At 47.3% G+C, this 14474-nt stretch carries 13 protein-coding genes; 9 read left to right on the top strand and 4 right to left on the bottom strand.

Going from position 1 to position 14474, the window contains the following annotated elements:
- The first annotated feature begins 613 nt into the window (after nt 1–613).
- The 4 genes from DEP07_RS19310 to DEP07_RS19295 all read left to right on the top strand — a co-directional run bounded on the left by DEP07_RS19310 (nt 614) and on the right by DEP07_RS19295 (nt 5111).
- Nucleotides 614–757 carry a hypothetical protein gene (locus tag DEP07_RS19310; protein WP_287102908.1) on the top strand — a complete coding sequence of 48 codons (144 nt, stop codon included), beginning with the start codon at nt 614–616 and terminating at the stop codon, nt 755–757.
- 323 nt (nt 758–1080) lie between these two features.
- Nucleotides 1081–2757, top strand: coding sequence for a recombinase family protein (locus DEP07_RS19305; RefSeq protein WP_287102907.1), 1677 nt, complete (start codon nt 1081–1083; stop codon nt 2755–2757).
- Complete coding sequence (sigK, locus tag DEP07_RS19300) at nt 2714–3238, top strand: RNA polymerase sporulation sigma factor SigK (protein ID WP_287102909.1); 525 nt, start codon at nt 2714–2716, stop codon at nt 3236–3238. Before DEP07_RS19305 ends, sigK begins: the two co-directional genes overlap by 44 nt.
- A gap of 808 nt (nt 3239–4046) precedes the next feature.
- Nucleotides 4047–5111: a hypothetical protein gene (locus DEP07_RS19295; RefSeq protein WP_063231315.1), complete on the top strand. Its 1065-nt coding sequence runs from the start codon at nt 4047–4049 to the stop codon at nt 5109–5111.
- A gap of 1018 nt (nt 5112–6129) precedes the next feature.
- Here the strand turns inward: DEP07_RS19295 and DEP07_RS19290 are convergent.
- The 3 genes from DEP07_RS19290 to DEP07_RS19280 all read right to left on the bottom strand — a co-directional run bounded on the left by DEP07_RS19290 (nt 6130) and on the right by DEP07_RS19280 (nt 8621).
- On the bottom strand, nt 6130–6729 hold the full coding sequence (locus DEP07_RS19290; protein ID WP_173598605.1) for a hypothetical protein: 600 nt from the start codon (nt 6727–6729) through the stop codon (nt 6130–6132).
- Between the two features lie 568 nt (nt 6730–7297).
- Entirely contained in the window at nt 7298–8149 is an 852-nt protein-coding gene (locus tag DEP07_RS19285) for a hypothetical protein (RefSeq protein ID WP_281869799.1), read from the bottom strand.
- Between the two features lie 91 nt (nt 8150–8240).
- Nucleotides 8241–8621: a hypothetical protein gene (locus tag DEP07_RS19280; protein ID WP_233454076.1), complete on the bottom strand. Its 381-nt coding sequence runs from the start codon at nt 8619–8621 to the stop codon at nt 8241–8243.
- Nucleotides 8622–9222: 601 nt separating this feature from the next.
- Here DEP07_RS19280 and DEP07_RS19275 point away from each other — a divergent pair.
- The 4 genes from DEP07_RS19275 to DEP07_RS19260 all read left to right on the top strand — a co-directional run bounded on the left by DEP07_RS19275 (nt 9223) and on the right by DEP07_RS19260 (nt 11593).
- Nucleotides 9223–9648 carry a DMT family transporter gene (locus tag DEP07_RS19275; protein WP_217022434.1) on the top strand — a complete coding sequence of 142 codons (426 nt, stop codon included), beginning with the start codon at nt 9223–9225 and terminating at the stop codon, nt 9646–9648.
- A 48-nt stretch (nt 9649–9696) separates the two neighbouring features.
- The gene (locus tag DEP07_RS19270) at nt 9697–10395 is read left to right on the top strand and encodes a Crp/Fnr family transcriptional regulator (RefSeq protein WP_242771979.1); all 699 of its coding nucleotides are present in this window, start codon (nt 9697–9699) and stop codon (nt 10393–10395) included.
- A 13-nt stretch (nt 10396–10408) separates the two neighbouring features.
- Complete coding sequence (locus DEP07_RS19265) at nt 10409–10876, top strand: DMT family transporter (protein WP_122964163.1); 468 nt, start codon at nt 10409–10411, stop codon at nt 10874–10876.
- Between the two features lie 171 nt (nt 10877–11047).
- Entirely contained in the window at nt 11048–11593 is a 546-nt protein-coding gene (locus tag DEP07_RS19260) for a CarD family transcriptional regulator (RefSeq protein ID WP_122964162.1), read from the top strand.
- Between the two features lie 305 nt (nt 11594–11898).
- On the opposite strand, the gene DEP07_RS19255 is transcribed toward DEP07_RS19260, so the two are convergent.
- On the bottom strand, nt 11899–12966 hold the full coding sequence (locus DEP07_RS19255) for a CapA family protein (protein WP_274875162.1): 1068 nt from the start codon (nt 12964–12966) through the stop codon (nt 11899–11901).
- Between the two features lie 150 nt (nt 12967–13116).
- Between DEP07_RS19255 and DEP07_RS19250 the strand changes: the two genes are divergently transcribed.
- Nucleotides 13117–14307: a UDP-N-acetylmuramoyl-tripeptide--D-alanyl-D-alanine ligase gene (locus DEP07_RS19250; RefSeq protein ID WP_254223384.1), complete on the top strand. Its 1191-nt coding sequence runs from the start codon at nt 13117–13119 to the stop codon at nt 14305–14307.
- The last annotated feature ends 167 nt before the right edge of the window (nt 14308–14474 follow it).

The following is a 14474-nucleotide window of genomic DNA, read 5'->3' as shown; positions in this document are numbered from 1 at the left end:
CCCCCTCCTACTCGATTTTTTGCTGACCTGGAGAAAACATTGCAACATCGTCTTTACCTCCAAAAACATACCCGTAGTGCCCTATATTTAAGCGATCCTTTTGATAAGGCATAACCAGAATCATTTAACAGTACCTTTCCTATATAGGGAGGGGATGCGAAACGAAATAGTTGCGGAGAAAAGACGGTTACGGATACTAAAGGAACTTGAAGGGGGATACAAGTTATGGTGGGAAAGACAGACAACCAAGTACCCGTTCAGTCTATGAGTAAACAGCAACCCACTCAGTCTATGGCCAAACAACCGAAAAAAAGAAGAAAAAGGTTGTTGTAACGAATCATCGTCCCCCCACTGGTAAGGGATCAGGAGGTCCACGTTCACGTCCCTCATCTTCTGTCCACGACATTTATGGTTTGTTCAGAAAACGAAAGAAGCGAAGATAATCAGTACTCTAATACCGATACCCAATCGTTTCCAAGCGTTGTTTAGCCCTTTCGCCTTTTTCCTCGGTGAAATTCCGTTAATATGATTCATGTCTCATTGATGGAATGAGTTGAATTATCAAACATCCAAAGCCACTTCAACCTACACATTATGTACCGAGGTGAAAATCATGAAAGGTAGCAAAAGAAATCGGCAGATCAACTTGAAAATTACATTTGGTCACGTGGAAACGGATCGATCCGAGAAGGAAATCATCGATGAGCTGATCAAGCACGTCATCGAGAAAGTATTGGCAAAATATCGGACACCCTAGCGAAATTCTAGGGTGTATTCTTATTCATAGGACAATCATCCGCTCGCATAGGGTGTACCGAGGTGATGGATGTTTGCCGAAGAAAGGACAACGAGAGCTTGTCATCAGGTACGTACCCCATAGCGCGGAGTATCATCAGCAAGAAATAGCAGAAGCGGAAGAGAGGCTACGTAACGTGATCCACGCTATTTGGCAACAGCTGCTCCTTAAATGGACTGGTTCATCATGAGCCAGTCTCTTTTCTTACCAATTGTCCCCACGTTTACGCTGGTAAAAGGGTTGTCTATAATGAATGGTATCTTTTTGTACAAAGGTGAGGTGCGATGAGTGTAGCGATTTACGTTCGTGTTTCGACAGCTCAGCAGATCGACAACACTAGTTTGGACTCCCAAATCGAGTTATGTAAAAAGAAGGCGTTCGAACTTGGATACTTCGAGTCTAATCTTCGCATTTATCGAGAAGAAGGCGCATCAGGCGAGGATATTGATATCCGCCCTGAAATGACCAGACTTCGTGAGGATGTTGCCAGCGGGTGGATCTCCCATGTGATATGTACCCACCCCGATCGTCTCAGTAGAGACTTGACCGACAAACTAATCGCGGTCAGGGAGTTCGAAAAAAATGGGGCTGAGGTTGTCTTTACAGATGTAGCCAAGGACAAGTCGAATGAAGGTGATTTGTTTTTTAATATCCTCTCTGCTATTGCCAATTACGAGTTGGGATTGATTCGGAAGCGTACGGTTCGAGGCAGAGAACGCGCAGTAAAAGAACAAGGCAAGATTATGCCGATGCGAGTAGCCCCGTTCGGCTACGACAAAGACGAGAAAGGGCAACTCGTCATCAATAAAAAAGAAGCCCAGTATGTACAAATGATTTACGGATGGTATGTTTTCGAAAATTTGACCCTTCGGGAGATTGGGGAACGGTTATACGAAGCAGGCGTGATGCCCAAACGAGGCGAGTCAAAGAATTGGAGCGCATCCAGTATCGGTCGAATCCTTACTTCCGAGATTTACATCGGCAATTACTATTACAACCGTCGGAAAACCCAAAAAATAAAAGGGGAAACCACGAAATCAGGAAAACCAAAGAAAACGATTGGCATGCGTGGCGAAGAGGAATGGATCCATGTGAGTGTTCCTGCGATAATCGATCGCCAGATGTATGAACTTGCGCAAAAGCAAAAAGAAAAGAACACCACTAACAAACAGGTCGGAAATCAAAAGTATGAATTCTTGCTCAAAACGGTTCTAAAATGCGGAAGATGCGGGCGGACCTGGGAGGCCACTACATACAGTGGCAGGACAGATTCTGAAACGGGAGGGCGAAAGAAGTACCGTTGTTATCGGTGCCCCAATCACGCCCCTAGGCGATATGGCCCTGAGGTCGCCAAATGCGAAAGTCAGACACTTCGAGCCGAGATCCTCGAAGATTATATCTGGAATGAAGTCGTTGAACTTGTAAGTCATCCTGAGAAGTTCGTACGCTACATCAATGAGCAGGCGGGAAGCGGTATCGATGAAGTGCGAAGGAGGATGGAGCAACTCCAAGAAGAGATGGATGCGCGCCAGCGCGAGAAAGAAAAAATCAAAACGATGTTCCGACGGGAAGTCATTTCCGAAGAAGAGATGGTAGAAGATCTTAGGCGATTAAATGAAGAGAGTTCAAGGTTGTCGATGCAGATTCACAAGTATCAAACGCAGCTAGATGCTCATTTCAAAGAGGAACTTACATTGGAGAAGATTCAATCGATGGTGGAATTCGTCCGAACGAAACTGGAGAATTCGCAGGAGCTTACCTTTGATTTCAAACGCCACATTATCATGTCCTTGTTTGACGAGATCTTTGTTACCTTTGAGGGAGACGAACTAGTCATTACCAGCATTGGTGCATTCGATAAACTGACGAAAGCTCGAAATGCCGTAGCTGTAGCGAAAGATTATGACATAGGAGCGAATTCACAACCTCAAGAAATTCGAAAACACCGGAGAAGACAGTGAAGACCTGATTTCCATCGGCACGATCGGCCTCATCAAGGCAATCGAGAGCTACCAGGTGGAAAAGGGCACCAAGCTGGCTACGTATGCAGCGCGTTGTATTGAAAATGAAATCCTGATGCATTTGCGAAGCCTGAAAAAAACGAAAAAAGACGTTTCCCTGCACGATCCGATTGGGACCGATAAAGAAGGGAACGAAATTACGCTGATCGACGTGCTCGGCACAGAAACCGACGAAGTGGTCGATGCTGTGCAGCTCAAACTGGAATCAAACAAGATTTATCAGCACATCCATATTCTCGATGAGCGCGAAAAAGAAGTCATCATCGGCAGGTTTGGTCTGGATCAGGACAAAGAAAAGACACAGCGCGAAATTGCCCGCGAGTTGGGGATTTCTCGCTCATACGTATCCCGCATCGAGAAGCGGGCGCTGATGAAGCTGTTCAATGAGTTTTACCGGACGAAGCAGACGCAGGGCAGGTAGGAGAAAAGGATGTGATTGACAGAAAATCAATCACATCCTTTTTCTGCGCAAGCTTTGTTTCCGGTGCCTGATGCTGAATATCTGGTCGCACAAGGATAGCGTCCGAAATCACCCAAACGAGGGAGTTTTTTCGTAATTGCACTTCTGTTATTTGAACCTTTTTTCATATCAGATAAGCGTGCCAGTGGAGCCGGGTAATAGTAGTGGGGCCGTTGTGAACGAGTACGGGGATCTTATCGGGATTGTGGCACATGTGTTTGGCAATCAAAAAGTGCCGAATTTTGCTGCGATAATTTTTTATCAATATGCAGCAAGAAGTGATTTATATGCTGGATTTGACATGGAGCCTCTATGGGTCGTAACGGCTGACAAGCCTATCATACACACCGCTCCATGTCAAATCCAGTTACATTAACCTGCATAAGTAATTGCTGCAAAATTAAGCACTTTTACCATGCGATTTACAGCACAGCGTACGTCGGTAAACGTCACACGTGGGAGCGTTAAGGAAAATGTTTCGGGCGGTGAAGCGGTCAATGTAAGTCATCCAGTTATTCGAGAGTGGATCACAAGATACTTGTAAAGCAAGCAGCCTTCTGGCGGTGAGAAAGCAGCTGGGGGGCCATTTTTTTTCCTACGTTTAGGTGTCGCACTTTAATATTACAATCCGTCATACATAAAACCTAAAACGAAAGCCGATTTTTAATGGGTCAATAAGGCAGGAATTCAAAACATACAGAAAGTTATTTACAAAATTAGGTAATATGTAATAAAATTGATATGTTTCCAATAAAAGGAGGATGCATTAATGAAGAAAATGAGATTATTAAAAACTACTCTATGTTCACTCTTGTGTTACACAACTTTTATTGTTGGAATGTCTGTGCCGCCTGTAAAAGCTGAAAGTGCTAAACAAATTTACGAGACACCAGAACAAGTGAAAGTGAAAACGTTTGAGATAGACAGTGATGGAGAATTCGAAGTAACTGGATATAAGGAAATTACATCGAATACCAAAGTGATTAAAGAGGGGTCCGTAATTGAAGCAATCGTGCATTCGAAGGAAGATATTTTCGATATAGATGGAAATTATTTGGCTACAAAATACATCTATGAGGACTCAATGAATGATTTGGAGACAGGAGAAGCTAAAGTTAAAAGGATTGTGGAAGAAGAAACAGAAGGAAAGAATTCTAACAGTACCATACGTTCGAAAAGGGATGCTTCGAGCATCGTAGACATAGTTGAGGGAAAAGTCGATATATTATCGGAAAATTTCAAAGAGTCGAAGGGTATTACCTACGAGCAGGTGGAAGAAATACGTGATACTGCAGAAAAGCTCAAAGAAAAAATTGATAGAGAAGGTTTTAAGTCAGCATTAGCTAATTCGGTAGAAGCTGCTGGTGCGTTTGATAATTACTATAATGAGGATTTATCTGATGGTACTTTCACTGTACAAGTTTTAAGCGAAAAGGCTCACAAATATGTTAAAGGAAAAGGAAACACTAAAGACGGAAACAATGCTAGAAGTCTAAGTAAATTTCAAGGGTATATCGATGATTACGAGCAAGGCATAATGAACGACATGAAGGGTTCAAAATATATACCAGAAGTTACCGCTTGGGTGGTTGCTATCGCAGGAGCTATAGCTCTTGTAGCAGGTTTCCCGGTTGGCGCAGCAGGATGGGTGCAAGCAGTTTATGCAGGGGCTGCGACTACGAGTACGCTAGCGGCTATTACTGGAGCTGCATATGCAACTAATGCTCGTCTGCAAGCGAGTGCAGAAGTTGCTGGTAACCTTGCGTCGGCCCAGAAAGTGATGTATTACAAAAATTGGACGAATACGAAGTTTACTTTAGTGAGTGGATATTAAATAATTAGAAAAAAGCCATTAGTCTGTATGGACAATGGCTTTTTAAGCCTTCAACGACTATGGATCGAGGTGCGAAAATGGATAAGAAAGTTGTTTTACAAATCACTATCTTAATCTTGTTTGTCTCGCAAGTGATCGGAATGTTTTTTCTAGATGGTCCTCTTCCCATACTAGGCTTACTTGCCGGAGGGGCTCTTGGTTCTTTAGTTTGTTTCTATATTATTACAAAACATTCTCAATAAGGCATGTATGACTATAGATAACAAATTACTGGCCCTGGCCTGAAGAAGTTCAACATAGAGTTTGGAGAGCGGCTCTACCTTTGAACCTCTCTCGGGTAACGATCTCCAAGAAGACCTAATCTGGAGATATGACTCCGGCGGCTGCTGGAAAGCTGACATTGGCTCCGGTTGGAAGAACAGTTCCATCGGAGCAAACGAAAGAAAATAGGCTCTACCTTGTACTAAACGTAATCGTAAAATAGTCCTCACCTTGTGAAAGGATAGGGACTATTTTGTAAATACCCGACAGGTCAATGGAAATCCTTGTATTTTACCTAATATTGCAGCTTAAAAATGCTCAAGACAGTGCCGTATTCGCGGGAGTTTGCATGACCTGTCGCCCGTAGAATTTGGAAAGGCTGTAGAACAGCAACGAGTGAAGCCATTTGTTTTAAAAGTATAGCAAGAGTAATGATTAGCGCTGTTTGCCTCTCTTCGACCTAGGTGACACTAGACCTTTACCTGCTTACTCTATCAAATGGTTGAAGAAAATGAAAAACGAAGAAAACGCGAGAATGAGGGATACTGACTTAATAATTGAGGAGTTAAACCGATTTCATGCTCCGAAAGAATCTTTTAACTGCCCTTTTTTGCCTATAAATTTTTCCCCGCTTTGTTCTGATTAGGTTGATTAAAATACAAACGACCCACAAGGGGGGGCATCCCATCTTATGGGTCACAGTTCATACTTTATCCATCAGTTCTTGTTCTCTGATATGCTTGATCAGAATTGTTTTCTATTTATTCATATTTTTAATGTACATGCCAGTAACCTGTTGTCCGTCGTAAACCCATCCTGCCGGAATCGGAGAATATTTGCTGACCAGCAATACGGTTCCATAAGGAGCGCCGTTGGCATTCATGATTGTTTTGCTGTCATAATTCTCGCGCAAGACAACCCAGCCAGTTGGAATCGGAGAGAATTTGGTGACAGTGAACTCTTGGCGATAAGAAGCTCCTGTTGTGCATTTTATCACCCTGCCAGCTACTTCATCTCGCAAAACGACCCATCCTACCGGAACGGGAGAGTATTTGCTGACTCGCAATTCCTCGCCAAATGGCGCGCCTGCTGTATTTTTGATTAGTTTTGAACCGAGATCTTCGCGAATGACGACCCAACCTTGCGGGACAGCAGAAGATTTTTTGATCCATTTCTCCTCGGAGCTCCATCCTTTCGCTTTAGCAGCAAAGGAGGAGTCTGCCTGCCAACGAACGGTAGTTGGCGCACTCTTGCCATCGTTTGCCGGCAAGTTTACTTCTGCGGCTTGAACCTGAGATGTCAGGATGGTAGCAAATAACGCTACGCCTAATGCTGAAAAAACAGTGTTTTTGAACATAGTGATTCCCCTGCCTCTCCTATCGGTAACATCTGTTTCAATATACCATATTTTTCCAATCATATATAGTTTTATTTTATGAATAAATTGTCATAAGTTTGTGAGCATAGAAATGCTTATACTTCCAACAATCTAATAGGGTCTTACGAGGATGCTGTCGTGATCGTTCCACTTGACAGTAAAAAGCATGCAATCAATTATTTGATTATAGAAATAAATAGTAATTTTTACTCTGCCACCGCTGATGAAGAAGAAATGAAGAAAATACGCGCATTGGAAAGGAAAATGAGATGATCTGCCAGTCAGGTGAGCGAGAGCTAGAGAGCAAAGAGGTGGTTACATGGAATTTTTCATAATAATCGGCTCGAAAATGATCGTATTTCACCTGCTATCCATAATTCTCAGTGGCTTTTTACGTTTTGTGTGGCCGAAGCTGCATTTGTTAGTTTTGTTATTCGACTGAAAACGGCAGGCATACCACACAAGGCAAACAGACCGGAAGCCCAAAAACCCCAAAACCCCAAAACCCCAAAACCCCAAAACCCCAAAACCCTGGTCTGCATAAATCTTACCCGCAAATTTTTCCGCCGTTTTTAATAAGCCATTCGCCCGTCTCCCAGTCGGACAGCCCCTTTCCTTCCGATTTGTAGTACAAATCAAAGCGGAAGCCCAGTCCATGATCCCACGGGCTTTTGATGACGACGCAGCGAAAAATCTCTTCCAGTCCGGGAATGGCAAATCCGTTGGGGGCGGGGAACAGCGTCTCCATTTCTTCGCGTGACATATTTGTTTCCAAGGCAAACTGAATAAGCGGCTTGGATGTATACGAATCGTAGACCAGTTCAAACTTCGGCGTTCGTTTCACCGAGAAATCCGTAATGTTTGTCGCATGCTCCTCCGCTTCCGCCGGGATAATGAACGGCCAGTCTTCATCCGGGTAGCGGTACAAGTTGCAAACGGTGGAAAGCGTGGTGAGGAATTCATCCCATTCTGGACGTGGCATGAGCGTAACCGGGATATTGACTCCCGTATGATCGACTCCTGTCAGCCTGCCTTTCAGTTGATGATACAGCTGGGAAATGTCGATGCCAGCAGACTGTTCCGGCGTCTGGGGTAGCTCCGCGTTCAAACGGTTCAAGCTAGTCAGCTCGATACCCGCAGATTTGCGATCGGAAATAAGCAAATCTGCCACTTTCAGCTTGAACGCTATTGGCGAATGAAACAGTATGGCGGGAAATGCTGCATTTCCCGTGCGAAAATCTGTTGCCGGCATTGCCGAGCCGGAAAATAAAGGACGGAGCTGGTCGATCTCCTGGAAGTGGGGAACCTCTTTTAGCAATTGGGAAAAGTAATAGCACCATTCTTTTTCAGCAGCATGCTTGTTAGGAAAAACGTACGAGATCAAATCCAGACGGTTCATGTTTCGTCTCCTTTGCTCCAGGGGATAGGGAAGAGCGGAATCGCTTCGATTCATAGACTCCTGAACCGAAGCGATTTTGACAAAAAACTGTCTACAGAGACAAAACAGCCGCCGCCGCTTTCTTTTTCCAGCAAGACAAAGCAAGATAGCCAAACGCCAGACCGCAAATAATCGAAGCCTGGCTTCCGTATTCAGCGAAGAAAGACAACGGTATGTCTATTTCTACGGGATAGAAGTAAACGAGAAAAATCAGATCCATGAGAAGAGCAGGAATGCCGAGCACGGTAAAAGGCAGCCAATCGAATGTCCAGCTTCCTTTCGTCACGCATGTCTGGATAAAGGTCGGCAGGGCAAAAACCAGCCCGATGAGAACAGGGTATAAAGTGGTGAACAAGAGAAACGGCAAGCGTTCGAAAGTAAGCGCCGCCTCTTCTTTCAACAGCTGCTCGCAGTACAGAATAACATCGAGCATGAATACTGCAATGATCAGAAAAACAATATACATGAACAACCGTTTACGTGTAGAAATAAGAATCTCCTCCTAAGTGTTGTGCGCCAAACTTATGGCTTAAAATGTGGGCAAAGCAGTTGTGTCCAGCTGCGGCAAAGCCAGGTGTTGCCGCGACTTCAGCGTGAGGGCCAAGCCATGTGCTAAGATGGTCTTTTTCCTGTTCATACTTCCTCCTATGTTTTTACAAATGGCATACATTGAGTATGTCGTATGAACAGGAAAAAAGTAACGGGTTTTTGGTGAATATGCTAAAATTTAGGCAAAAACGCCCGTGAGGAGTTGGATAGCAAGCCCGGGCGAGCTGCAATCCGCTCGTATCCAGCAGGGGACGAACTGCAAGCTGCAAGTTGCAAGTGACGTTCAAACCGGGAACGGGAATCGGGAGCAGTAACCGATCAAAGGGGAAATGCAGCGGCAAGTTCGGCCCTCTCAACCGCTTTTCCTAAACCAACATCGACAGCCTTCAGGATCAATCCGAGGGTTCTTTCTTTTTCAGGACATATGTCCTTCCCTGCAAGCCTGCATCTGTTTTTTAATGAAGGAGGGAATGGGGGAGAGGGAATTGAAAGGCATCCTTTTTGCATTTTTCGCAGGGGCATTCCTCACTTTGCAAGGAGTGGCAAACGCCCGGATCAGCTACGACATCGGAACGTGGCAAGCCGCGACATTGACTCAGTTGACGGGCTTTGTCGCCGCTCTTTTCGTGCTGCTCGCCAGCCGAAGGGCAAACTGGCAGGCACTGCGGCAAGTGAAGCCGCTGTATCGGTTTGGAGGTGCTTTTGCCGCCATCATTATTTTCGGCAATGTCTTTGCGATCCAACAGATCGGAGTGACGCTGACGATTTCGACGCTGCTGATAGCACAGCTTGGGTTGACGTTTCTCATCGACAGCAAGGGCTGGTTTGGAGTGAAGAAACAGCAGGTAACGTGGCCGCACGTGGTCGGAATCGGCTTGATGATCGCAGGAGTGGTCATACTAAAAGCTTGATCGGATCATCAAGCGGATAGAGAGCAGAAAGCGGGGGAAGAGCCAGTCATGCGAGTAACGCAAGATCGTGAAGAGCAAAACCATTATTTGCAGGCGTATCAGTTGGAAACGGTTTTCCCCGAGGAGCTGCAGGCGCATATGACGCTTTGCTATTTGGAGCGGGGAGAGCTTATCTGTTCCCAGGGAGCGAGCGCGGACACGCTTTATGTGCTGGTGAGCGGGAAGCTGAAAATATTTACAAACTCGCAGGAAGGCAAGACGCTGATCCTGTCGTTCAAGACGCCGCTTGAGGTGATCGGGGATATTGAATACGTGCGGGAAATGGAGACAATGAACACCGTTGAGGCGGTAGCACCGTCTGTGCTGCTTGCCGTGCCTTTCCGTTTCCTGAGAAAATACGCGAGCAATCATGCGCCGTTTTTACACTTTTTGCTGGAGATTATTACGAAAAAATTTACCGTCAAGTCGAACGATTTAAGCTTCAACTTGCTGTACCCGGTAGAAGTGCGACTGGCGAGTTATTTGTTGTCGGTGTGCTTTGAGGACGGGGATTCTAGCCTCAGAGGACAAGTAAGCTCGGCGAGCCTGTCCGATGCAGCCAATCTGATCGGCACCAGCTCTCGCCACGTGAATCGCGTTCTTCAGCAGTTTCGTCAAACTGGATTGGTCGAGCGCGAGAAGACGCATTTGTTGATCAAAGACAGACAAGGCTTGCAAAAAGTAGCCAATCCGCATTTATACGAGTAGGAGGGGGAATACGATGCTTGCAGGACTTGTTCTCGCGATCGTGGCCGGCTCACTGGTCAGCTTGCAAAATGTTTTCAACAGCAAGGTCAACGAGCGGGCTGGGTCGTGGACGACGACGACTTTGGTGCTGGGGATGGGGTTTTTGGCCTCGCTCGTGTGCGGCCTTTTGTTTGAGGGGGAAAAGCTGTGGGAATGGCGCAACATGCAGCCGTGGTACTGGTTTAGCGGGCTGATCGGGGTGGGAGTGGTCACTTGCCTGGTACAAGGAATCCGCCTGCTGGGTCCGACGCTTGCCGTCTCCATCGCGTTGACCTCGCAGCTCAGCTTTGCCCTGCTGTGGGATTCGTTGGGATGGATGGGGCTGACCCAAGTTCCTTTTACATGGAAGCAGCTAAGCGGTGTACTGGTTGTGATCGTTGGCATGCTCGTGTTCAAATGGGGCGGGCAAAAAAAGAGCCAGGAATGGTCGAAAGCGACGTGAGTCGGTAGACCGTCCCTGGCTTTTTCGTCTGTCTGGCTTGTTCACAAAAGTTTATGTATTTTTATCCAAAAGAAGATATTGACTTAAAATAAATGTGCATGATAAAATTAAAAATTTTAAAATCAATAACTGTGTTATAATGGAGAAGATCGCATTGTAGGAGGTGGACGTATGTTTCAGGTTGGAGACAAGATTTTTTACCCGATGCACGGGGCAGGCGTAATTGACGCCATGGAGGAAAAAGAGTTTCTGGGTGAGAAGCACCTCTATTATGTGCTCCATATGCTGCAAAGAGAGTTAAATATCATGGTCCCCGTTGAAAAGATGTCCGCGCTGGGGATTCGGATGATTGTAGATGCCGACATTTTGGACAATGTGTTGGCAGCGATGCAAGAAAGGAGCCCTGACTCCGCGCTGAATGCGGCACAGCGATTCAAGCTGAACACGGAAAAAATGAAGCGTGGCGATATTCATGAGCACGCGGAAGTGGTTCGGGATTTATGGGTGATCAGCAAAGGGAAAATATTGGGAACGAGCGACAAGCTGATGCTCGATAATGCCCAACAGCTGATAAGCAGCGAAATTGCGCTGGTCAAAGGTCTGGATTTGGAGCGGGCCACCCAGATTTTGAAACAAGTGTTGGCGACAGAGCCGAGCAAAGCAGACGAGGGGGCCTCCGAGCAGACGGCGGCAGGCTATCAAAAGTGCGTGCTGTAATCGAACGCAAATAGAAAAGGGTGTGATTGCCATTGGCAGTCGCACCCCTTTTTTCATGGTGGGAAGAAAGAACTAGCAGCTTTTGGACACGGACGAGCGAACCCGATTGTATTCCAGTCGGCTGGCAAAACGGGCATACCCGCACATGACTATTGGTCAGCCCATTGCTGGTATGACGTCTTCCTTGGCTATAGATTCAGCTCAGAGCGTTCGGATGTCTCTTCCGAATAATTTGCTCTTGTTCCATTTTTCCATGCTATCAAAGCTATAAAAAAACAGAGGGAGCAAGGACGAAACGCTCCCTCCTACTCGATCAAAATGCCTGGCTTCCGGCCGATGATGCGAACAGCGCGGTCCCACATCAGGCGCAGTTTTTTTCGCTGCATGAGCGGGAGGTGGATGTCGGGACGCCTCAAATAGGAGCGTATGGGAACGACGCGAAAACGGACGCGCCCGCCATACGTGTAACGTTGGCAATAGGTGGGAATGACGGATATTCGCCCGATGGATACCCGACCCTCTGCCTCCTTTTCTACAGAAAAGCGCAGAATGGCACCGATTTGCGATTGATCGAAGCTGAGCATTTTTTCCGAAGTGAAATTCCCCAGCGAGTAGGCGACCAGTGTGCGTTTTTTCTCTCCAGTTGCCAGAGTGGCGGTCGGTGCGACGACAGGCTGCAAGACGTGAGGATGCGCGCCGAGAATGACATCTGCTCCGTGGTCGAGCAAGCTTTGTACGAGCAGTCGCTGATTGGCGGTCGGAGTGTAGCGGAACTCCACGCCGAAGTGCAGCGAGACGATCACGAGGTCGACGAGAGGGCGAACGGAAGCGATGTCGCGCAAAATGGCATCGCGCATGATGAGATTGACCAGCCACGGCATGTGCTCGGGAATGACCTGCTTGTTCGTGCCGTACGTGTAGGCGAGCACAGCGATGCGGATTCCGTTTACTTCCTGGATCAAAGGGACGGTCGAGTCTTGCAAGGAGCGGTACGTGCCTGTGTGAGCGAGCTTGTGGCGATCCAGCACGTCCAGTGTGCGGAAAAGTCCGTTTGGCCCTCCGTCCAGACAGTGGTTGTTTACGGTCGTCAAAAGGTCGAAGCCGACTTGTTTGAGATCGCGCGCCAGCTCGTCAGGACAATTGAATCTGGGGTAGCCTGTGCGCGCCGAGCCGATCTGATAAGGTTGACTCTTTCCGGAAAAGGTCGTCTCCAGATTGCCAATGGTCAGATCGGCACCTGTCAAAAGCGGAGCAACAGGGGCGAACATATCGGCAAAGGAATATTGATCGGCTGAAGCCAGCTTGGCGCAAGCCACTTGATTCTTCCACATGAGAATATCGCCTACTGCGGCGATCGTGACTTTCTTGTTCATTGGCTTCACCTCTCCCATCTACTCTATTCCAAAAGTTGCCTGCTTGTTTTGGATAGAAGCGGAACGTTTTCATAGATGACGGTCTATACAGGCTGTCTCAGCCGCTCATACAATAGGAAAGCTGATTGGGAGAGGGAGGCAGAGGGGGGATTGTCAGTGAAGAAAAAGGCAGGAAAAACCAGGCCGCAAAAAACGCTGATTCTGAACAAGCCAGTGATCGCAGTCACAGGGAGCGCGGGAAAAACAACGACAAAAGAAATGATCTTCGCGATCTTGAATAGACGTATGTCCACGTATCGGTCGATGTACAACAAAAATTTTCTCGGCAATACGCGAGCGCATGTCAAACGCTTGCGGGACGAGCACGAGGCGGCTGTGCTTGAGTTTGGAATCTTGCGAAGCGGGCACATTCAACAGCATTGCCGGATCATTCAACCGAACATGGGCGTGATTACGAATATTGGCACGGCGCACATTGGCAACTTTGAAGGCAAGGCAGGGCGCCTCGCGATGGCAAAATCGGAGCTGATTCGCAACATGAAGCCGACAGGAACCGTGTTTATCAATCGGGACTGTCCTTACTCCCGCCGATTTGCCGGGCAGCCTTTCAGAGGAAGCTTTGCTGGCAGATTCGTCACGTTCGGGATCGAGCAGGAAGCTGATTATCGGGCGGAGCACATCGTGATGGAGGCAGACGGAATCTCTTTTGTCTGCCAGATCGGACAGCAAAGCGAGGCGTTTTTCATCCCGACGCTGGGAGGACATAACGTGTACAATGCTTTGGCAGCGATCGCCGTGGCGCACACGCTCGGCATACCGCTCGCGGATATCCGGCAAGGATTGCGCCAATTTCAGCCGCAAAAAAAACGACTGGTCTGCTATCGCCTGAACAACAACGTGCAAGTTCTCGACGACACGTACAGCTCCAACCCGGATGCAGCCAAGGCGGCAATCGACGTCCTCAGCCAGTCTGAACACGGTACAAAAGTAGCTGTTTTGGCGAGCATGCTGGAGATGGGCAAATACGAAGTACAGGGACATGAAGAAGTCGGGCAGTATTTGAGCAGCAAAAATGTAGACTACTTGTATACGTTCGGCAGCAGTGCCCGCCATATCGCGCGTGCAGCCATTCGCGCAGGCTTTCCGGCAGAGCGGGTGATGCATTGCGCAAACAAGGAAGTCTTGCACCGCAGTCTCGCCAAACGCGTGAAACCGGACACTACCATACTGGTCAAAGGCTCCCACAAGCTGAAAATGGGAGAAACGGTGGAGTTTTTGCGCAAGGTGACAGCGGGCAGCAAACTCCCGCGCAGAAAGCTGCCGAATCGAAAGCAGGCGTAACCAAACAAAACCGGGCAGGCGTTTGTCCCAAAAGCGGACAAGGGCCTTTTTGCCGTGAGAGCGAAGAGAGGGGCGAGTGATTCCGAAGCGGGCAAAAGCTAGGGCTATGGTCATCCGACTATGTAATCAAATCCTCAATTGGAAAGATTTACAGACTTATACACATA

It is taken from the genome of Brevibacillus sp. (assembly GCF_003521185.1).
GTDB classification, from domain to species: Bacteria; Bacillota; Bacilli; order Brevibacillales; family Brevibacillaceae; genus Brevibacillus; species Brevibacillus parabrevis.
The sequence above is the reverse complement of the archived record's forward strand: the minus strand, read 5'-3'. Positions and strand labels throughout refer to the sequence as shown.